20 protein-coding genes and 2 pseudogenes are annotated in these 18,254 nt (G+C 71.4%); 9 read left to right on the top strand and 13 right to left on the bottom strand.

Annotation, left to right across the window (positions count from 1 at the left end):
• The first annotated feature begins 127 nt into the window (after window positions 1–127).
• Together IE272_RS36685 and IE272_RS36680 are read left to right on the top strand one after the other, a co-directional pair.
• On the top strand, window positions 128–706 hold the full coding sequence (locus IE272_RS36685) for a rhodanese-like domain-containing protein (RefSeq protein WP_190010035.1): 579 nt from the start codon (window positions 128–130) through the stop codon (window positions 704–706).
• Between the two features lie 181 nt (window positions 707–887).
• Window positions 888–2,174 (top strand): hypothetical protein, encoded by a 1,287-nt coding sequence (locus tag IE272_RS36680; protein WP_079045452.1) that lies wholly within the window; start codon window positions 888–890, stop codon window positions 2,172–2,174.
• Between the two features lie 105 nt (window positions 2,175–2,279).
• Here the strand turns inward: IE272_RS36680 and rpmF are convergent, their stop codons facing one another.
• Window positions 2,280–2,450: a 50S ribosomal protein L32 gene (gene rpmF / locus IE272_RS36675; protein ID WP_050361813.1), complete on the bottom strand. Its 171-nt coding sequence runs from the start codon at window positions 2,448–2,450 to the stop codon at window positions 2,280–2,282.
• Between the two features lie 169 nt (window positions 2,451–2,619).
• On the opposite strand from rpmF, the gene IE272_RS36670 reads away from it, so the two are divergent.
• The gene (locus IE272_RS36670) at window positions 2,620–3,141 is read left to right on the top strand and encodes a DUF4396 domain-containing protein (RefSeq protein ID WP_050362237.1); all 522 of its coding nucleotides are present in this window, start codon (window positions 2,620–2,622) and stop codon (window positions 3,139–3,141) included.
• Window positions 3,142–3,259: 118 nt separating this feature from the next.
• Here IE272_RS36670 and IE272_RS36665 read toward each other — a convergent pair whose 3' ends face one another.
• On the bottom strand, window positions 3,260–4,669 hold the full coding sequence (locus IE272_RS36665) for an NAD(P)-binding domain-containing protein (protein ID WP_050361812.1): 1,410 nt from the start codon (window positions 4,667–4,669) through the stop codon (window positions 3,260–3,262).
• 257 nt (window positions 4,670–4,926) lie between these two features.
• On the opposite strand from IE272_RS36665, the gene IE272_RS36660 reads away from it, so the two are divergent.
• Window positions 4,927–5,301 carry an ArsR/SmtB family transcription factor gene (locus tag IE272_RS36660; RefSeq protein WP_050361810.1) on the top strand — a complete coding sequence of 125 codons (375 nt, stop codon included), beginning with the start codon at window positions 4,927–4,929 and terminating at the stop codon, window positions 5,299–5,301.
• Between the two features lie 61 nt (window positions 5,302–5,362).
• Window positions 5,363–5,836 carry a GNAT family N-acetyltransferase gene (locus tag IE272_RS36655; protein ID WP_190010041.1) on the top strand — a complete coding sequence of 158 codons (474 nt, stop codon included), beginning with the start codon at window positions 5,363–5,365 and terminating at the stop codon, window positions 5,834–5,836.
• 55 nt (window positions 5,837–5,891) lie between these two features.
• Here the strand turns inward: IE272_RS36655 and arsB are convergent, their stop codons facing one another.
• A complete protein-coding gene (gene arsB, locus IE272_RS36650; protein WP_190010033.1) occupies window positions 5,892–7,010 on the bottom strand; it encodes an ACR3 family arsenite efflux transporter in 1,119 nt (372 codons plus the stop codon).
• Window positions 7,007–7,315, bottom strand: a complete 309-nt coding sequence (locus IE272_RS36645; RefSeq protein ID WP_190010031.1) for an ArsR/SmtB family transcription factor — start codon at window positions 7,313–7,315, stop codon at window positions 7,007–7,009. Before IE272_RS36645 ends, arsB begins: the two co-directional genes overlap by 4 nt.
• A gap of 104 nt (window positions 7,316–7,419) precedes the next feature.
• Between IE272_RS36645 and IE272_RS36640 the strand changes: the two genes are divergently transcribed.
• The gene (locus IE272_RS36640; protein ID WP_050361806.1) at window positions 7,420–7,842 is read left to right on the top strand and encodes an arsenate reductase ArsC; all 423 of its coding nucleotides are present in this window, start codon (window positions 7,420–7,422) and stop codon (window positions 7,840–7,842) included.
• Between the two features lie 15 nt (window positions 7,843–7,857).
• Here IE272_RS36640 and IE272_RS38990 read toward each other — a convergent pair.
• Both IE272_RS38990 and IE272_RS36630 read right to left on the bottom strand, forming a co-directional pair.
• Window positions 7,858–7,962: pseudogene (locus IE272_RS38990) on the bottom strand (IS5/IS1182 family transposase); the annotation flags it as partial.
• A gap of 208 nt (window positions 7,963–8,170) precedes the next feature.
• Window positions 8,171–8,578, bottom strand: coding sequence for a RidA family protein (locus IE272_RS36630; protein WP_056705096.1), 408 nt, complete (start codon window positions 8,576–8,578; stop codon window positions 8,171–8,173).
• Between the two features lie 390 nt (window positions 8,579–8,968).
• On the opposite strand from IE272_RS36630, the pseudogene IE272_RS36625 reads away from it, so the two are divergent.
• A pseudogene (locus tag IE272_RS36625) lies at window positions 8,969–9,259 on the top strand (transposase); the annotation flags it as partial.
• 152 nt (window positions 9,260–9,411) lie between these two features.
• On the opposite strand, the gene IE272_RS36620 reads toward IE272_RS36625, so the two are convergent.
• The 3 genes from IE272_RS36620 to IE272_RS36610 form a co-directional block, all read right to left on the bottom strand.
• Window positions 9,412–9,777: a hypothetical protein gene (locus IE272_RS36620; RefSeq protein ID WP_050361799.1), complete on the bottom strand. Its 366-nt coding sequence runs from the start codon at window positions 9,775–9,777 to the stop codon at window positions 9,412–9,414.
• A gap of 215 nt (window positions 9,778–9,992) precedes the next feature.
• Window positions 9,993–10,670 carry a 2-phosphosulfolactate phosphatase gene (locus IE272_RS36615; protein WP_050361798.1) on the bottom strand — a complete coding sequence of 226 codons (678 nt, stop codon included), beginning with the start codon at window positions 10,668–10,670 and terminating at the stop codon, window positions 9,993–9,995.
• Between the two features lie 119 nt (window positions 10,671–10,789).
• On the bottom strand, window positions 10,790–11,665 hold the full coding sequence (locus tag IE272_RS36610) for a LysR family transcriptional regulator (protein WP_050361797.1): 876 nt from the start codon (window positions 11,663–11,665) through the stop codon (window positions 10,790–10,792).
• A 195-nt stretch (window positions 11,666–11,860) separates the two neighbouring features.
• Here IE272_RS36610 and IE272_RS36605 point away from each other — a divergent pair, with 195 nt between their 5' ends.
• Window positions 11,861–12,772: an EamA family transporter gene (locus tag IE272_RS36605; RefSeq protein ID WP_190010028.1), complete on the top strand. Its 912-nt coding sequence runs from the start codon at window positions 11,861–11,863 to the stop codon at window positions 12,770–12,772.
• Here the strand turns inward: IE272_RS36605 and IE272_RS36600 are convergent.
• Together IE272_RS36600 and IE272_RS36595 are read right to left on the bottom strand one after the other, a co-directional pair.
• On the bottom strand, window positions 12,753–13,211 hold the full coding sequence (locus IE272_RS36600; protein ID WP_190010026.1) for a PaaI family thioesterase: 459 nt from the start codon (window positions 13,209–13,211) through the stop codon (window positions 12,753–12,755). The genes IE272_RS36605 and IE272_RS36600 overlap by 20 nt on opposite strands.
• A gap of 48 nt (window positions 13,212–13,259) precedes the next feature.
• Window positions 13,260–13,877: a LysE family translocator gene (locus tag IE272_RS36595; RefSeq protein ID WP_190010024.1), complete on the bottom strand. Its 618-nt coding sequence runs from the start codon at window positions 13,875–13,877 to the stop codon at window positions 13,260–13,262.
• Window positions 13,878–13,989: 112 nt separating this feature from the next.
• Here IE272_RS36595 and IE272_RS36590 point away from each other — a divergent pair, with 112 nt between their 5' ends.
• On the top strand, window positions 13,990–14,442 hold the full coding sequence (locus IE272_RS36590) for an Lrp/AsnC family transcriptional regulator (RefSeq protein ID WP_050361792.1): 453 nt from the start codon (window positions 13,990–13,992) through the stop codon (window positions 14,440–14,442).
• A 107-nt stretch (window positions 14,443–14,549) separates the two neighbouring features.
• Here IE272_RS36590 and IE272_RS36585 read toward each other — a convergent pair whose 3' ends face one another.
• Together IE272_RS36585 and IE272_RS36580 are read right to left on the bottom strand one after the other, a co-directional pair.
• A complete protein-coding gene (locus IE272_RS36585; RefSeq protein ID WP_190010022.1) occupies window positions 14,550–16,295 on the bottom strand; it encodes an ABC transporter ATP-binding protein in 1,746 nt (581 codons plus the stop codon).
• Window positions 16,292–18,214 carry an ABC transporter transmembrane domain-containing protein gene (locus tag IE272_RS36580; RefSeq protein WP_190010020.1) on the bottom strand — a complete coding sequence of 641 codons (1,923 nt, stop codon included), beginning with the start codon at window positions 18,212–18,214 and terminating at the stop codon, window positions 16,292–16,294. The genes IE272_RS36585 and IE272_RS36580 overlap by 4 nt, the downstream gene beginning before the upstream one ends.
• Window positions 18,215–18,254 lie beyond the last annotated feature (40 nt).

The raw sequence follows: 18,254 nt of genomic DNA, 5'->3' as shown, positions 1-18,254 counted from the left end.
GTTCAGGACCGCCTTGAGCTCCGCTCCCGCCAGATCAAGCTCCATCATCACTCCTCATGAAATACCCCCAGGGGTAATGTACTCCCCCTCGGTGGGGACCCGACAGACAGCAAGGACGAAACCCGCCATGACCACGCCCTCCGCCCTCTCCACCCACGAGACCCGCAACCGCCTCCACGAGTTGACCGTCATCGACGTCCGCACCCCCGGCGAGTACGCCGGCGGCCATCTGCCCGGCGCCCTCAACATTCCCCTGGACCGCATCCAGCGGGCGCTCACCGAAGTCCGACAGGCCGCTGACCGCGGTGAGGTCCTGATCGTCTGCGCGTCCGGCGCCCGCTCGGAGAACGCCTGCCGCATCCTCGCCGAGAACGGCATCACGACCGCCACGCTCAGCGGTGGCACCAGTGCCTGGGCGGCCGAAGGCCACGACCTGCACCGCCCCGAAGGAAACCCCCGAGCGACCTGGGGCATGGAACGGCAGGTCCGCCTCACCGCCGGAACCGTCGTCCTCCTCGGCCTGCTCCTCGGCCTCCTCGTCCACCCCGCGTTCCAGATCCTCTCGGCAGGCACCGCCGCAGGACTGGTCTTCTCCGCCCTCACCAACACCTGCGGTATGGCCGCCCTGCTGGCAAAGCTGCCCCACAACCGCACCGGCGCGGCCGACCTCGACGCGACCCTTGCGGCACTGCGCGGGAGGCGCTGACGAAACGACGGGTGAGGAGCGCTCAGGACGCGGAGTCCGCAGGCCCGCTTGCTCGGCGGCGCGTACTCCCGGAAGGGTGGTGTCACAGCCATCATGACAGGTCAGAGGCTGCTTTCGTAGGACGAACGGCATAGCTGCGCAGCCTTGTTGGGCCCCCTCCCCGGGCCGCACCATCTCGGTTATGAATCACTCGCGGAAAGTCGATCAGGACGACATCGTGCGAGCGCGGAACGTGCTGCTCGCTTCGGGGCGTCGCACGCCGCGCGAGGAGGTCGACGCGTACCGGGTGCTCGCTCAGGTCGGTCCCGCCGCGTATCTGCCGCTCCTGGCCAGGGCGCTCCAGCGTCTGAGTTACGACACCGGCTCCGGCAGGAAGCACGCGTCCGCTCTGGCGCTGAGTGAAGAGGCGGTGGCCGTGGCGCGGTCCATCGATGCGGCCGAACCCGCCCGTGCAGATGTTCTGTACAGGGCCCTCGACGCGTGTCAGAGGGAGCTGTACGACATGGGCCGAGGTGCCGAAGGGCTCATGATGCGCGCCGAGATGGTCGGCATCGGCCGTGCGCAGGCGGAGCTGTCAGGAGTGCCCTCGGTCAGAGGGCTGCGTGAGTGGGCCGCCGGGCTCTCCGACGCGGGCCGGTACGCCGAGGCCGCCGACGTCATGACCGAGCTGGTCGCGGCCGTCCTGCCCGACGGGCCCTGCGGCGGGGCCCTCGCCTGGTCGCTGCTGGACTGGATAGCGGCTCTCCACGACGCGGGCCGATCCGCCGAGACGCTTGCCGCGTTCGAGACGCTCGTCAGTATGGAAGCGGCCGAGGCCGCGAACGACCGCAGTTCGATGCTCTGCCATCTCTACGCGCTCATCGGGTACGCGCGAATGCTCGACACCCACGGACGGGGCGAGCAGGCGAGCCTGGTGCGGCACGAAGCGCTCACCCTGCTGACGCGGTTGGCCGATACCGGCGAGCGGAACATCTGGAGTGCCTATCAGTCGTCGTTCTGGGGGGCGTTGCTGGCCTTCTCCGGCGCCGAAAGGGACCGGCCAGCCCCCGATGGGCCGCGTCCGCCCTCGGGTGCGGCGCCCATGCACTGGTCGGATGATGCCAAGCGGCGCCGATCCGGCAGCCTTCACGCCCTCCGGGAAGAGGTGGACGCCCTTGCTCCGCGAGCCGCCGGAGATCCGGACCGGCACCTGGCCGAACTGGTCCGCCTGCACCACGTCCTCACCGTCCGCTCCGCCGTCCACGGGGAGTGGCGCACCCATCGGTTCACGGAGAACATGCGCTCCCTGTTCGACGACGGAGTGAGTCTGGCCCGCCGGCTGTATCGGCACGACCCGGCGGAGGGGGCACGAGCGCTGGCCAGGATCCTGATCGACCGGTCGACCTTCCACGCCGCCGCCCGCGATCTCGGGCCCGCCCTGGACGACTTCCGCCAAGCGCTGCGTCACCTGGGGGAGGAGGCCGGCTGACGCGCCCGGGTCCCGGTGCGGCACCCGCCCGCGCATCGAGTTCAGCCCCCACGAGGGGAGCCGGAAAGCACGGTGTCGGGCAGGAGGTTCCGCGCCCCGGGGGTCTCAGCTTTCGGGGCGCAGGAGGCCGCGCTCGTAGGCCTTCACCAGCCGTTGCGGCACCTGGTGGACGGAACCGTCGATCGTGACGGGCACCAGCTGAGGCGTCGCGGCCTTCCACTGGGCACGGCGGTGACGGGTGTTGCTGCGGGACATTTTCCGCTTCGGGACTGCCATGGGAAACCACCTTCGTCGTTGACGTCGAGACGTTACATGGAAATGATAGTCATTAACAAATAGCGAGGAAGTCGAACCGGGGCGGTCCATGGTGCTATACCCCTGCGGGGTATAGCGTGTTTCGTGCGGGGCAGCGGGACCGCATCGGGCGGGACGGGAGACGATGACCATGGACCACGGCACGCACCACACGGGCACCGACCACGACCATGGCGGCCGGCAGCCGCACGCGGGCCACGCCGGGCATCGGAAGGGCGGGGCGACGTGGGGGACGGCCGTGAAGGCGACGCTGCACTGCCTCACCGGCTGTGCGATCGGTGAGATCCTCGGCATGGTCATCGGTACGGCCCTGATGTGGGGCAATGTCCAGACGATGATCCTGGCGATCGCGCTGGCGTTCGTGTTCGGCTACTCGTTCACCCTGTTCGCGGTCCGCAGGGCGGGGCTGGACTTCAGAGCCGCGCTGAAGGTGGCGCTGGCCGCCGACACCGTCTCGATCGCGGTGATGGAGCTCGTCGACAACGGCATCATCGCCCTGACGCCAGGGGCGATGGACGCCCACCTGTCGGACGCGTTGTTCTGGACGGCCCTGCTGGGCGGCTTCGCCGTTGCCTTCGTGATCACGACGCCGGTCAACAAGTGGATGATCGGCCGAGGCAAGGGCCACGCCGTCGTCCACGCCTACCACTGACCGCACCCCCCCGGCGCCGCGTCAGGCTCGCGCCCGGCCGGGAGGCGCGTCCTGTTCCGGGGGGTGCGGGCCGGTCGATGCGTCAGGCGCCCTGCGACCTGATGGCGCGACAGGTCGGTCACGAGGGGGAGCAGCAGCCGCCCGCCGCTGCTTCGTCCGCGACCACGGCGGCGGGTGCGCCGACGCCGAGCCGGACCGGGGCGGGTTCCGGCGTGGCGCAGCAGCCTCCGGCGTCGGACTGTGCGGCGGCCGGGGCGTCGAAGAGGCCGGCCCCGCCGCAGACGCCCGTTTCGGGGAGGGTGAGTTCGACGCGGTCGGCCGCTTCCAGGTCGCCGGCGAGGGCGGCGGCCACGGAGCGGACCTGCTCGTAGCCGGTCATGGCGAGGAAGGTCGGGGCGCGGCCGTAGGACTTCATGCCGACCAGGTAGACCCCCGGTTCGGGGTGGGACAGCTCACGGTGCCCGTGCGGGTAGACGGTGCCGCAGGAGTGCTGGTTGGGGTCGATCAGCGGGGCCAGCCCGGTCGGAGCCTGGAGCCGCTCGTCCAGGCCGAGGCGCAGTTCGTCCAGGAAGCCGAGGTCGGGGCGGAGGCCGGTCAGCACGATCACCTCGTCGACCGCGTCCGGGCGGCGTCCGTCCTCGCCCACCAGCACGAGGCGGCCGGCGGTGTCGCGTTCGATCGCCTCGGTCCGGAAGCCGGTGACCGCGTCCACGTGCCCGTCCTCGACGGCGGCCTTCGCCGCGAGTCCGAGCGCCCCGCGGGCGGGCAGCTGGTCGGCGTCGCCGCCGCCGAAGGTGGAGCCGGAGAGGCCCCGGCGAAGGACCCACACGCCCGTGGTTCCCGTACCGTCGCCGGACTCGGCGAGGTCGGCGAGGGAGGCGAGGGCGGTGAAGGCGGAGGCCCCGGAGCCGATGACGGCGGTGCGGCGCCCCGCGTAACGGGCGCGGACGGCCGGGTCCGCGAGGTCGGGGACGCGGTAGGCGATCCGGTCGGCCGCGGCCTTCTCGCCGAGGGCCGGCAGGCCGCTGGCGCCCGCCGGGGACGGTGTGGACCAGGTGCCGGAGGCGTCGATGACGGCGCGGGCGAATACCCGCTCCTCGCGGCCGTCGGCGTGGGCGAAGTGCACGACGAACGGCTGCCGGTCGCGGTCGGCGTCCACGATCCGGTCGCGGCCGGTGCGGGAGACGCCGGTGACCCGGGCGTCGAGGCGGATCCGGTCTCCGAGGGCGGCGGCGAGCGGCAGCAGATACTGCTCGGCCCAGTCTCCGCCGGAGGGGTACGTCTCCGGGTCGGGCCGCGTCCAGCCGGTGGGCGCCAGCAGCTTCTCGGCGGCCGGGTCGACGACCTCGCCCCAGGTGGAGAAGAGGCGCACATGCGCCCAGTCGCGCACCGCCGTGGCGGCGGTCGGCCCGGCTTCCAGGACCAGGGGCTCGATGCCCCGGTCGATCAGGTGGACCGCGGCGGCCAGACCGGTGGGTCCGGCTCCGATCACGACGACGGGCAGTTCGTTGGTGGCGGGCGCGTTCACGGCGGCGACTCCTCGGGTGTTTCGACGTCTGTCGATGGCTTGTGCTGCCCAGGATGGCACCTGTATCGATGAGCGTCAACATAGACGTATGTCGAAATGATGGAGCTGTCGGGCGACGCTCCCAGCAGCACCCGCGGTGGCTGTCGGGCAGGTTCACTCCGGTTCGCCCCGGGTTCGCGCCCCTGGTCCCGCCCCCGGCCGGCTCGCGCATGGACAAGCTCTGGCCGCCCTGGTTTGACGTATGTCAACATAGACGTATGTCGAATGCGAAGGTGTTGCCGCTGATCGAGCCCGCCGACGGCCAGGGCGTGGTGCCGTGCTGCCCGCCTCTGACCGAGCGCCCGATGACCGCCGATGAGGCGCAGGTGGCCGCGCGGATGTTCAAGGCTCTCGGCGACCCGGTGCGGCTGCGGCTGTTCTCCGCCGTGGCCTCGCACGAGGGCGGGGAAGCGTGCGTGTGCGACATCTCCGATGTCGGCGTCTCCCAGCCCACCGTGTCCCATCACCTGAAGAAGTTGAAGGAGGCCGGGCTCCTGACGTCCGAGCGGCGCGGTACCTGGGTCTACTACCGGGTCGAGCCTTCGGTGCTGGCCGGGATGGGCAGGCTGCTGACGCAGCACGCCGCCGCCTGAGCGCCGGGATGACGGGACGGGCGGCGCGGTGAGCAGGGTGCCGGGCGTCGTGGTCGCGCCGATGACCGCGGACCACGCCGAGCAGGTGCTGGCGATCTACCGGGCGGGAATCGACGAGGGCGACGCCACCTTCGAGACCGGCCCGCCCGACTGGGGGAGCTTCGACGCCGCGAAGCTGCCCGGTCACCGCTTCGTCGCCCTCGACGCGGACGGCTGGGTCCTGGGCTGGGTGGCGGCCGGCAGGGTTTCGGACCGGTGCGCGTACGCGGGCGTCGTCGAGCACTCCGTCTACGTCGACCCTGCGGCGCGGGGCCGCGGGGTCGCATCCGCCCTGCTGAAGGCGCTGGTCGACTCCACCGAGCGGGCCGGGATCTGGACCATTCAGGCCGGGATCTTCCCGGAGAACACCGCCAGCCTCACCGTTCACGAGCGGGCGGGATTCCGGGTCATCGGCATCCGGGAGCGGATCGGGCGCCGACGCGGCGTCTGGCGCGACGTCGTCCTCGTCGAACGCCGCAGCCCCGCCATCACGTGACGGCCGGATCGGCCGCGCTGTCTCGCGTACGGGACCACCGGCCGGCCCCGCCGCGTCACGGTGCCGTCGTCACCGCGCCGGGGGCGAACGTGCGCCGCCAGGCGAGCGCGACGTACACCAGCCCGATCAGCACCGGTACTTCGATGAGCGGGCCGACGACACCGGACAGGGCCTGTCCTGAGGTGACGCCGAAGGTGGCGATGGCCACCGCGATGGCGAGCTCGAAGTTGTTGCCCGCCGCGGTGAACGCGAGCGTGGTGGTGCGGTCGTACGCCAGGCCGAGGCCCTTCCCGAGGAGGAAGGTCCCGAAGAACATGATCGCGAAGTAGACCAGCAGCGGCAGGGCGATGCGGGCCACGTCGAGCGGCTGCGAGGTGATCGTCCTGCCCTGGAGGGCGAAGAGGACGACGATCGTGAACAGCAGTCCGTACAGCGCCCAGGGCCCGATCTTCGGCAGGAGCCGCTGCTCGTAGCGCTCGCGCCCCATCCTCTTCTCCCCGAGGCGGCGGGTGAGGAATCCGGCCAGCAGCGGGACGCCGAGGAAGATGACGACGTTCAGCGCGATGTGCCACACGGAGACGTCCAGTCCCTGGCCGTCTCCCAGGTTCATCCACCGGGGCAGCAGATCGAGGTAGAACCAGCCCAACAGGCCGAACGCGAACACCTGGAAGACCGAGTTCAGCGCGACGAGGACCGCTGCGGCCTCCCGGTCGCCGCAGGCGAGGTCGTTCCAGATGATGACCATGGCGATGCAGCGGGCGAGGCCCACGATGATCAGGCCGGTGCGGTATTCAGGAAGGTCCGGCAGGAAGATCCAGGCGAGGGCGAACATGACCGCGGGGCCGACGATCCAGTTGACGACCAGCGAGGAGACCAGCAGCTTGCGGTCCCCGGTCACGCGGTCGAGCCGGTCGTAGCGGACCTTGGCCAGCACCGGGTACATCATGACCAGCAGGCCGAGCGCGATCGGCAGCGAGATCCCGCCGATCTCCATCTTCGCGAGAGCGTCGTTCATCCCAGGGACCAGGCGGCCCAGGCCCAGACCGACGGCCATGGCGAGCAGGATCCACACCGCGAGGTAGCGGTCGAGGGTGGAGAGCTTCCTGACGATCGAGTCGTCCCCGTCGGGGCCGGTGCCCCGGGCGGAGGTGATGGTGGGCTCGGTGGAGGTCACGGGCAGGCCCTCTTGTTCTCACCGGCGGTACGGGCGGACTCGGCCAGAGAGGCGAACTGTTCGGACAGTCCGGCCAGGACCTCGGGCCTGAGCCTGTAGTAGGTGAAGCGGCCGCAGGGCTCGGTCTCCACCAGCCCGGCCTCGCGCAGCACCCTCAGGTGGTTGGACAGGTTGGTCTGCTTGGCTCCGGTCTCCTCCACCAAGTGCGTCGTGCAGAGCGTCTCGCGGGCGAGCAGGGTCACGATCTGCAGGCGGAGCGGATCGCCCAGCGCCCGGATCACATCAGGATCGACTGAAGTCAGCATGCGCTGATATTCTCACATCATTGCTCGCTGATACCAGCGGGTGCTGAAGTCATCGGAGTCATCGGCGGCCGAGTTCCGCCGTGCGACGGGAGAGAGCGATCACCATGGCCGAGTCCTCCGGCAAGCCGTCCGTCCTGTTCGTCTGCGTCCACAACGCCGGCCGCTCGCAGATGGCCGCCGCCTGGCTGACCCACCTGGCCGGGGACCGCGTCGAGGTGCGCTCCGCGGGCTCGAACCCCGGAGACGCCGTCAACCCCGCCGCCGTCGAGGCGATGGCCGAGGTCGGCATCGACATCTCCGCCGAGACGCCGAAGGTCCTGACCGTGGACGCGGTGAAGGAGTCGGACGTCTGCATCACCATGGGCTGCGGCGACACCTGCCCGGTCTTCCCCGGCAAGCGCTACCTCGACTGGAAGCTGGAGGACCCCGCCGGCCGGGGTGTGGCCGCGGTCCGCCCGATCCGCGACGAGATCAAGACCCTCGTCGAGGGCCTGATCGCCGAGATCGCGCCGGAGGCTGCGGCGTAGGGCGTGTCTCTCCGATCATGATCGGAGCCAGATGAGGAGTGCGGCGGCGGTGACGGTGCCGAGGTAGACGTATCCGCGCTTGTCATAGCGGGTGGCCACGGCCCTGAATTGCTTCAGCTCGACGTTAATGTTCCCGTCGATGCCGCCTTCGGCGGCGTCGACGGCGGACTGGACGTGCCGCAAGAGCCTCTCCGTGATCGCGCCACCGGCCCCGCACCGGTTGTTGCTCACCGGCAGCAGCGGATCCGGCACCGCCCACTCGCCGTCCGTCAGATCCCCCCGACTCAACATGGCCAGCCCCACGGTCTTCCTGCTCGCAGTGATACGGCTATTCGATGACCGCAGTGGCTTCGACCTCGACCAGGAGGTCCGGTTCCCCTAGCGCCGCAACGCCCAGCAGGGTGATCGGCTTGACCGGATCGATGCCGAGCTTCGCTGCCGCCCGGCCCACGCCCTCACCCAGCAGCGGCATCTTCTCGGGGCTCCAGTCGACGACGTAGATGGTCAACTTCGCCACGTCTTCGAAGGAGCCGCCGATCCCGGCCAGAGCAGTGGCGATATTGAGATAGCACTGCTCGACCTGAGCGGCGAAGTCTCCCTCGCCCACGGGCCGGCCGTCGGCGTCGCGGGCGACCTGCCCCGCCAGGAACACCAGCTTCGATCCGGTGGCGACCGACAACTGCCGGTAGACCTCGGGCTTCGGCAACCCCTCGGGATTGACCAGCGTCACGGACATGAACGGCCTCTTCCTCTTGGCGTCAGGAGCAGCAAGATCAGCACCCATGAAAGCATAGCGATGCTATATATTGTGGTGCCATGGTGAGGACGAAAGATCCAGCGGTCCGCTCGCTGCTGCTCGACCGGGCCGCACAGATGCTGCGGACGAGGCAACCGGTCACACTCCGCACCCTGGTCGCCGGAACCGGCGTGTCAACGATGGCTGTCTACACCTACTTCGGCGGCATGGACGGCCTGTGGAAGGCGCTGCGGCAGGAAGGCTTCATCCGCCTGGCCGCCCGACTCGCGGCCGTCAAGATGTCCGCAGACCCGGTACGAGACCTCGCCGCCCTGGGGGCCGCCTACCTGGCCACTGCGATGGAGAACCCCGACCTCTACCGCGTCATGTTCGTACACCGGCGCCGCCGGCCGGGTCGAGAGCTCCCATGTCGCCGTCTGCCTCGTGTACGCGGGCGAGCGGCGGCTCGCGCTGTACGTCCCACGCTCCTGGACCTGCGACCCGGATCGGTGCCGGGCAGCAGGGCTGGGCGAGGACACGGTCTTCGCGACCAAGCCGGACCTGGCCCGCACGATGATCGAACGGTTCCTGGACGCCCGGCCCCAGGCGGACCGGGTGACCGGCGACGAGGTCTACGGCGGCAACCCGAAACTGCGGGCCGCCCTGGAAGAACGCGGGACAGTCATGTCCTCGCGTCATCCGGCCCGTCCGTGACGCGGCCCATCGGGTCGCCTGGTCCACCTGGCGACGCCGCCACCAGGCACGATCACGTGCCAGCCATTACCGGCGACAGGCCGCGACCCAGACATGAGGATCCGGTCCAGAGCGGAGTACTAACTACAGATGCGCTTGAAGGCACTCGCACCGGGCCGGGCACGGAACTTCACCTCATGCCCAGCCTTGTCGGTGAAGACGGCCTCCGTGTCGGACTTCAAGGTCATCGTGCCGCGCTGGAAGGGGTTGTCCCACCCCTCGGGTGGGTTTCCCGAGCCGTCGGTGAGCGGGGTCTCCGCTTCGAAGTACGTCGAGCCGATACGGGCCTCGCCGATTCCGCAATGCGTATGGAGGACGAAGGGAATTGTCCTGACGGAAGGTGTCGCCCGGACGGTCTCAGTGCCCTCATCGGTCGTGGTGCAGCCTGTGAGTACCCCAGCAACCAGCGCGAGGGCGAAGATGGTTTGCCCAGCTCTCTCATTCATGACCCTCCGACGCTCAGGCCAAGTAGACGGTTCCACACCTCACCGCTGTGAGCCCTCGGCCGGTCCGCCCGGCGACGCCGCCATCAAGACCGGTACCGGTCCTGCCACTAGCTGCGGCAGGCAGCTCAACAGCATTGAAGATCACGATCTACAGCTGAAGTACCAGGGCGTGTTTCGAAAGCAGCGCCGAGCAGGCGGAACTCTCGAAGCGCGCCCTAGCGTACGGCGCACGGGCGGAGAACCATCAGCGAGTCCTCCGGGGCCGCGACCATGGCGAAGGGGAACCGGTCGAGTTCGAGGCAGAGCGCCACGTCATCGGGGTGGGCTCCTTGGCGTACGCCCTCCGTCAGTTCGGCGGCGGCGCGCGACTCGGCGGCGCGGCGCAGGAACGCGGTCGCGTCCGTCCCGCCCCCGTCGGTCCTTCGCGCGATGTACTGGGCGCACGCCAGATCCTCCTCGGCGCGCCCCTCGTCTCCGGTGACCACGAACGTGACGGCGTCGCACCCGCGTTGCCGCAGGAGCCGGGCCGTCGCGCCCGCCACCACGAATCCGGCGCACAGCACCAGCGACGCCTCCTTGACCGCGAGGGCGCCGACCGTCCCCGCCGTGGTCTTCTGCACGACGGTCCGTCCACCGAGGTCGAGGGAGCGCAGCAGGCCCGGTGAGTTGACGGTGTCGAAGCCGGGCGCCGGCGGGCCGTCCTTGAGGGCCACCCAGTCCGGGTGGCGCGCCTTGAGCGCCAGGGCGTCGGCCGGCGACTCGGCCAGGACGATCTTCTCCGCACCCCGGCCGAACGCCCAGGCGGCCACCGTGAACGCCCGCATGACGTCGACCACGACCGCCACGGACGGAGTTTCGGCCAGCTCGGCGATGCCGAGGAAACGAGCTTTCATCCCGTCATGATCGCTTACGTTCCGCCCGAAGCGCCGGGTCAGTGAGGCGGTTCACAGCGGCGGTCCCGGGCGACGCACCCATCGGCCGCGGTGGCCAGGTCCGCTGACGCGACCCGCGCTCACTCCTCCTCGATGCCCAGGAGTTGGAGGAAGGCCGCCGCCGCCGGGGTTCTGCTCTCCCGGCCCCAGACCACGTACTCGACACGGGCCGGCGCGTCCGTGACCTCGATCGTGGTCACCCCGGCCAGACCGGCGACGTACGTTGGCGGGAGCAGGGCCACTCCCAGACCGGCGCCGACCAACCGGGCCAGGTAGTCGGCGTTGGTCACCTCGAAGGCGACCTCGCGCGTGAGGCCGGCGGCCGCGAAGGCGAGATCGGACTGCGCCCGGCCGGCGGTCTTCGCCGGGAGGTCCACGAACACCTCCGAGGCCAGCCGGCGAAGGTCGACCGAGGACTCGCCGGCGAGCGGGTGGGCCGGGGAGACCACGGCGATCAGCCGCTCCCGTGCCAGCTCCCTGGCCTGGACGCCCCGGGGCCGGGCCGTGACCGGGATGCCGAGAAAGGCCACCTCGATCTCGCCCTTCCTGACCTGCTCGACGAGATCCTCGCTCGCCCCCACGCTGAGACTGACCCGGGCCTTCGGATGGCGCCGGTGGAAGTCCTTGAGGACGGAGGGAAGGTCCACGGCGGCGACCGTGGGGATCAGACCCACCGTGAGGCGTCCGCGTACCTCCCCGACGGCCGCCGCCACTTCGGCGGCGGCCCGCTCCGCCGCCTCCAGACACTGTCGGGCCGCGGGCAGGAACGCCGCGCCCGCCGCGGTCAACCGGACGCGGCGGCTGGTGCGTTCGAAGAGCCGGGCGCCCAACTCCTTCTCCAGGCGCGCGATCTGGTGGCTGAGCGCGGACTGGACCACCAGACAGCGCTGGGCGGCCCGCGTGAAGTTGTTCGTCTCGGCCACGGCGATCACGTACCGCATCTGCTGGAGCTCCATGGATCCATCGTGAATCGAGATCCATTGGGTGACAAGCATGTGTTGGACTCATCGATGTGCCCGGACCGAGACTGATGACGACCACACACGGCAGAAGCCTCCTCGGCCCCGACCACCTCGGCCGGCCGGCCGACCGGGGCTTCTCCGGCGCGCCCGAAACCAGGGCCCGCCGTGATCCCGGAACTCCGAGGCGAGATGACGAGCAGACAGAACATCGGCACGGCCGCCCTGACCGGTCTCGCTCCGGCGGTCTGGGGCAGCACCTACCTGGTCACCACCGAGCTGCTGCCACCGGACCGGCCGCTCCTGGCGACCACCATGCGGGCCCTGCCCGGCGGGCTGGTGCTGCTGGCCCTCGGCCGGAGGCTTCCCGTCGGCGTCTGGTGGTGGCGTGCGTCGGTGCTGGGCGTCCTGAACATCGGCGGCTTCAACTTCCTGCTCTTCTTCGCTGCCTACCGACTCCCCGGCGGCATCGCCGCCGTGATCATGTCGGCCCAGCCCATGTTCGTCGTGATCCTCGCCGCTCTCCTCCTCGGCGACAGGATCAGAGCCCTCCACGCACTGGCCTGCGCCATGGGAGCCGGGGGAGTGGTGCTGCTCGTCCTCAAGGGCGCGGTGCCGCTCGACCCCCTCGGTGTCCTCGCGGCGGTCGGCGGTGCGCTGTGCATGGCCCTGGGCATCACGTTGACCAAACGGTGGGGGCGGCCTGAGGGCGTCGGCCTGCTCACGTTCACCGGATGGCAACTCACGGCGGGCGGACTCGTCCTGCTGCCGTTCTGGCTGTCGCTGGAAGGGCTGCCGGAGCGTCTCACCGGATCCAACGTCATCGGGTTCGCCCACCTCATCACCCTGGGCGCGGTCCTGAGCTACTTCGTCTGGTTCCGGGGCATCGAGCGCCTGCCCGCCGTCGCCGTCTCCTTCCTCGCGCTGGGCAGTCCGGTCGTGGCGACCCTGCTGGGCTACCTCGTCAAGGGCGAGACGCTGTCCGTCCTCCAGATCGTCGGCATGGCCGTGATCCTCGGTGCGGTCGTCCTCGGCCAGCGTCCGCCGCCGGACCGCCGGCAACCTGACCGTCGGCAGCCGGAGCTCATTCGACGGGCCTGCTGACGCGGATCAGGGTCTGCTGGCCGTTCGCGACGAGCTTCCGGGTGCCGTCGGACCGGACGCCATGGACCTCCAGTTGGCAGACGGTCAGGGTGCGGCCGGCCTTGAGGACGCTTCCGATCGCTTCGAGGTGGTCACCGGCCGCGGGAGCGAGGAGGTTGAGCTTGTACTCGACGGTGAGGACATCGGACTCCTCGTCGAACAGGGTGAGCGCGGCGTACCCGCCGGCGCTGTCCGCGATGGCGCTGGTGGCGCCCGCGTGGACATAGCCGTGCTGCTGGGTCACCTCGGGGCGGGCCGGGAGCACGATGTGTACGCGGCCGGGGCCGATGTGGGCGAGCCGCGCGCCCAGATGGGACATCAGGCCCTGTCGGCCGAAGCTGTCCTGGACGCGCTCGCGCACCGAGGGGCTCGCCGGTTCCTGCCGCAGCCGGTCTTCCACGTCGTGCTCTCCTTCGGGTCCGTGTCGGGTCGAGCGGGCCGGGGTTCCTCAGCCGGCCAGGCGTCCCACCAGCAGGAAGCCGCCGATGGCGATCATCATGGCACCGCTGACGCGGGTGACGGCCCGGGCGGCCGAGGGCCGGCTGCTCAGGACCGTGCGGGCGAGGACGCCGACGGCGAGGTAGACGACGGCGCACGCGGTCAGGTGCACCGTGCTGAGCAGGCTGGTCTGCGCGGCTACCGGCCAGCCCGTGGCAGGGTCGATGAACTGCGGGAACAGCGAGAAGTACAGCAGGAGCGCCTTGGGGTTCAGCCCGCTGATCCCGGCCCCCTTGAGCAGCACCCGCACAGGGGAGGCGTCCGTGCTCCCGCCCTCGGCCGTCGGCGCGGCCGGCTGCCGCAGAACTCCCCAGCCGAGCCACAGCAGGTACCCGGCCCCCGCCACCGTCAGGGCGGTGAGCGCGGCCGGGGAGCTTGCCACGATGACCGCCAGGCCCGCGACGGCCACCAGTGCGTAGACCGCGTGTCCGGCGATCAGCCCGGTGACGGCCGGGACCACGGTGCGTCCCCGCAGTCCGGCGGAGATCGCGTAGGCCCAGTCCGCGCCCGGAGTGAACACCAGCAGCAGATCCACCGCCAGGAAGGCCGCCAGCGTCGTCGTATCCATCGAATCGTTCCCTCGCGCATCTAGTGATCTGGAGGGAAGGCTAGGTCGGATTCGCCCGAAGATGTTTGCGTATCTACCTCATGATCGGGCTTTTCGGGGGAGAATCTTCTCCATGGATGCCCTGGACCGGAAGATTCTTACCGAGCTGCAGCTCGACGGCCGCCTGACGGTCACCGAGCTGGCCGCCCGGGTGCAGCTCAGCGTCTCGCCCTGCCACCGCAGACTGCGCGACCTCGAACGAGAGGGTGCGATCCGCGGCTACCGGGCCGTCGTCGACCCGGCGGCCGTCGGCCTGGACTTCGAGGCCCTCGTCTTCGCCACTCTGCGCTGGGAGACCCCCGACACGGTCACCGCGTTCGAGGAGGCCGTGGCCGCCGTCCCGCATGTGCTCCAGGCGCAGCGCCTGTTCGGCGAGCCCGACTACCTCCTCCGGGTCGCGACTGCCGACCTGGCCGCCTTCCAGCAGCTCTACGACCAGCGACTCGCCCGACTCCCCGGCGTCCAGCGTCTGACTTCCACCCTCGTCATGAAGAACGTCGTCCAGGACAGACCGCTGCCCGAATAGCCGCGCCCCCGGATCCGCGCCTCCGGATCCGCGCCTCCGAATAGCCGCGCCCCCGAATAGCCGTGCCCCCGGATCCGAGTCCCCCGTTCGCCGTCCCGTCCGCTCCCTCACGCCGGAGCACCCCGGCTGTACGCCCGCCACAGCGCCGCGTACTCGCCGCCGTGCGCGAGCAGTTCGTCATGGGTGCCCTCTTCGGCGACCCGGCCGCCGGAGAGCAGCACGATGCGGTCCGCGTCGCGCGCCTGGTCCAGACGGTGGGCGACGATCACACTGGTCCGGCCCCGGGTCACCCGCGCGAGCGCCGTCCGTAGCAGATCGCCCGCCCCGGACTCGGCGGTGGCCTCGTCGAGCACGGCCACGGGCGGGTCGGCCAGCAGGACGCGGGCCAGTGCGAGGTGCTGGACCGAGCCGTCGTCGAGGGGCGCCCCGCCCGGGCCGAGGACGGTGTCGGGGCCGGACTCCAGATGCTCCGCCCAGCCGGCGCCCACCGCGCGCAGCGCCTCGCGCAGTTCCTCGTCGGACGCGGCGGGACGGGCCAGCCGGAGGTTGTCCGCGAGGGTGCCGCCGAACCGGTGGACCTCCTGCGTCACCAGATACCGGACGGCGGGCGCCTCGGCGGAGGACCCCACGGTGATCCGGCCGCCCGTGGGTTCGCCCAGGCCCGCGATCAGCCGAGCCAGGGTGGACTTGCCCGAGCCGCTCGCGCCCACGAGCGCGACACTGCCGCCCGCCGGCACGGTCAGGGTCACCTCGCTGAGCGCGGGGCGCAGTCCGTCGTACGAGAACGAGACGTTCCGCACCGCGATCTCCGGGGGACCCGGCTCGCGCGCCGGGCGCGGCACGGCCGCCCTGTCGTCGGGATGGCCGGCGAGGTCGGTGATCCCGACCAGACGGGCCAGTCCCACCGTCGCCCGCTGGATGTCGTCCAGGCTGCCCAGGAGCGCGCCCACCGGTCCGAACAGACGGTGGAAGTAGAGGGCAGCGGCGGTGGCCGCGCCGAGCGAGATCGCCCCCGCGCCGAGCAGCGCGTACCCGGTCGCGAGGACGGCGGCCAGGCCGAGGAACTCCGCCGCGTTGAGCCACCCCGTGAACCGGTTGCGCAGCCGTACGCCGTCGCGCTGCCGCTCGATGGCCCGCTCGCCCCGGTCGGACAGCTCGGTCAGGTGCCGGCCCTGGGTTCCGTACGCGCGAATGGTCTCCGCCCCGTGCACCGCCTCGATGACGCTCTGCCCGCGTGCGGACTCCAGCCTGCGGATGTCCCCGTACACCTGGTGGGTGCGGGCGAGGAAGCTGCGGGTGGCCAGGACGTGGACGGGCAGGCAGACCAGGCCCGCCAGGGCGAGGCGGAGGTCGAGGACCGCGAGCCCGACCAGGCTCAGACCGATGGTGAAGGCCGCGCCCGTCACATCGGGCAGGACGTCGGAGGCGGCCTCCGAGATCGCCTCGACGTCGTGGGTCACACGGGAGACCACGTCCGAACTGTCCGATGACTCCACCAGGCCGACGGGCAGCCGGATCGCGGTCGTGAACACGTCCTCGCGCAGCGCAGCCAGGACGTCCTGGACCAGGGCGACCAGCATCCGCCCGCCCAGGAGGGCGAGGGCCGCGCCGGTGGCCGCGACGACCAGCAGGGCGATGCCGAGCGTGGTCACCCGGCCGGTGCCGGAGCCTTCGGCGACCGCGTCGACGATGGAGCCGAGGAGGGGCGGGGTGGCGAGGGTGACCCCGGTCCCGGCGAGGAGGGTACCCAGCGCCGCGCCGAGGCGGAAGCGGTGGGCGCCGAGCCGGCGCAGCAGCTCCCGCCGGGTCCGGCGGGGACCGGCGATGGGCAGGGTGGCGGGTACCGGGGTCACCGGGGGACTCCGTTCGGTTCGGGGCGGTCGGCGGCGGGAGCGGTGTCGGATGCGGCGTCCGGAGCGTTGCCGGAAGCCGCGCCCGATGCGGTGTCCGGAGCGCCGGCGGGTGCGGTGGCCAGAGCCGTGCCCGGAGTCGAGCCCGGAGCCGTGCCCGGAGCCGTGCCCGGAGCCGTGCCCGGAACGGCATCGGGGTCGACATGGACGGCGGTGTCGGCCTCGGCGGAGAGGCCGACGACCCGGTCGCAGGCGGAGAGCAGGATGCCGCTGGTGGTGACCAGCAGCGTGGTTGTGGGCAGGGCGCGCAGGCCCTCGGCGATGCGCTGCTCGGTCGCCGGGTCGACGGCGGTGGTCGGCTCGTCGAGGACCACGACCTCCGCCCCGGTGTGCAGTGCGCGAGCCATCAGCAGCCGCTGACGCTGCCCGCCGGAGAGCTTGCGTCCCCGCTCGCCGACGTCGCTTCCGTCCCCGCCGATGTCCTCGATCACGTCGTCGAGCATCGTCGCCCGCAGCACGGCGGGGTCCGGGGCGCCGCCCGGGGAGACGAGATTCGACCGCAGCGTGCCGGAGAACACCGCGCCGTGATGTGGCGGCGCGGCGATCAACTCCCGTACCCGCTCGGGCCCCAGCTCGACCGCGTCGACGCCGCTCACCAGGAGTTCACCGCGGGCGAGCGGCACCCGGTAGCCGAGCCGGTCGCCGATGTCCCGTGCCGAGGACGGCCGGGCGGGCACGACGCCGACGAGCTCGCCGCGCTCCAGCCGCACCGGTTCGTCGTGGCCGGGCGGATGCCAGAGCAGCGCCGGGGCGGTGGCGGCGGCCGACTCCTCGGGCCCGCCGTCCCGGGGGCCCGGGACGGCGCCGATCAGGGGCGGTTCGTTGATGAGGTCGCTGAGCCTGCGGGCGGAGGCGCGCTTGTGGATCCAGTTGGAGGCGAAGGTGCCCACGTGGGCGAGCGAACCCTGGAGGTACTGGGCGAGACCCAGGACGGTGACGAGCTGACCGATCGTGATGCTGCCGTCGAGTGCGAGATATCCGGAGGCGGTGGCGAGCGCGGCCAGGAAGAGTCCGGACAGCAGCAGGCTCACGCAGGAGTACGTCAGCACCGACCGCGCGGCGGCGACGGCGCCCCGGCGCGAGGCCTGGCTCGCGACGCGGTAGCGGCGGGCCGCCTCGGCATGGGCGTTCATGCCGGTGACCACCCGCAGGCCGGTGATCATGTCCGTGGCCACGTCACCGGCCCGCGCCGCCGAACCCTGCTCGGCCAGCCCCCGTGCCTCCAGCGGCATCGAGATCCGCCGCATGACCAGCAGCACCAGAACCGTGCCGGCGATCACCCCGGCGCCGAGCGGGAGGGAGATCAGCAGCAGGACGGCCGACGCCGTCAGGATGGCGGTGACCGTGGACGCCTGCTGGACGACACTCCAGGAGACCCCGGCGACGCGGTAGGTGTCGGAGGAGACCAGCGAGAGCGCCTCGCCCGCCCCGGGCGGCCGTCGCAGCGAGCGCGGGTCCAGCAGCCTGGCCATCGTCCGCAGGCGCAACGCCTGTTCGCCGTATCCGTAGACGGTCACCATCGCCGCCGATGCCCGCTGGTACGACAGGGACAGCAGCGTGAACACCCCGGCGAGCACGGTGAGCCACCCGAGGAGAGCCGGGCCGTCGGAGGGGGCGAGCGCCCGGTCGATGACGACCCCGATGAGGATCGGGACCAGAGCCTCGCACAGCTGATGGACCATGAATGCGGCGGCGGTCAGACCGAGTCGCAGGCCACGCCCGTCCCGTACGAGCGCGGTGCGGAACAGTGCCTGTACGGAGGCGGGTTCGGGGCCCTGGCCCGCCTCCGGAGCGTGGGGCTCGGGGCCCTTCGCCGGGTGTCCCGCTGCCGGGGGCCGGGCCGGCGGGGTCGTGGTGCTCACGGTTCGCTCCTCGGGAGGAAGGGGGGTGGGCCGCGCCGGG

It is taken from the genome of Streptomyces anulatus, assembly GCF_014650675.1.
In the GTDB taxonomy this organism is placed as follows: Bacteria; Actinomycetota; Actinomycetes; order Streptomycetales; family Streptomycetaceae; genus Streptomyces; species Streptomyces anulatus.
Note: the sequence above shows the minus strand (reverse complement) of the source record. Positions and strands in the feature narration are given on the sequence as shown.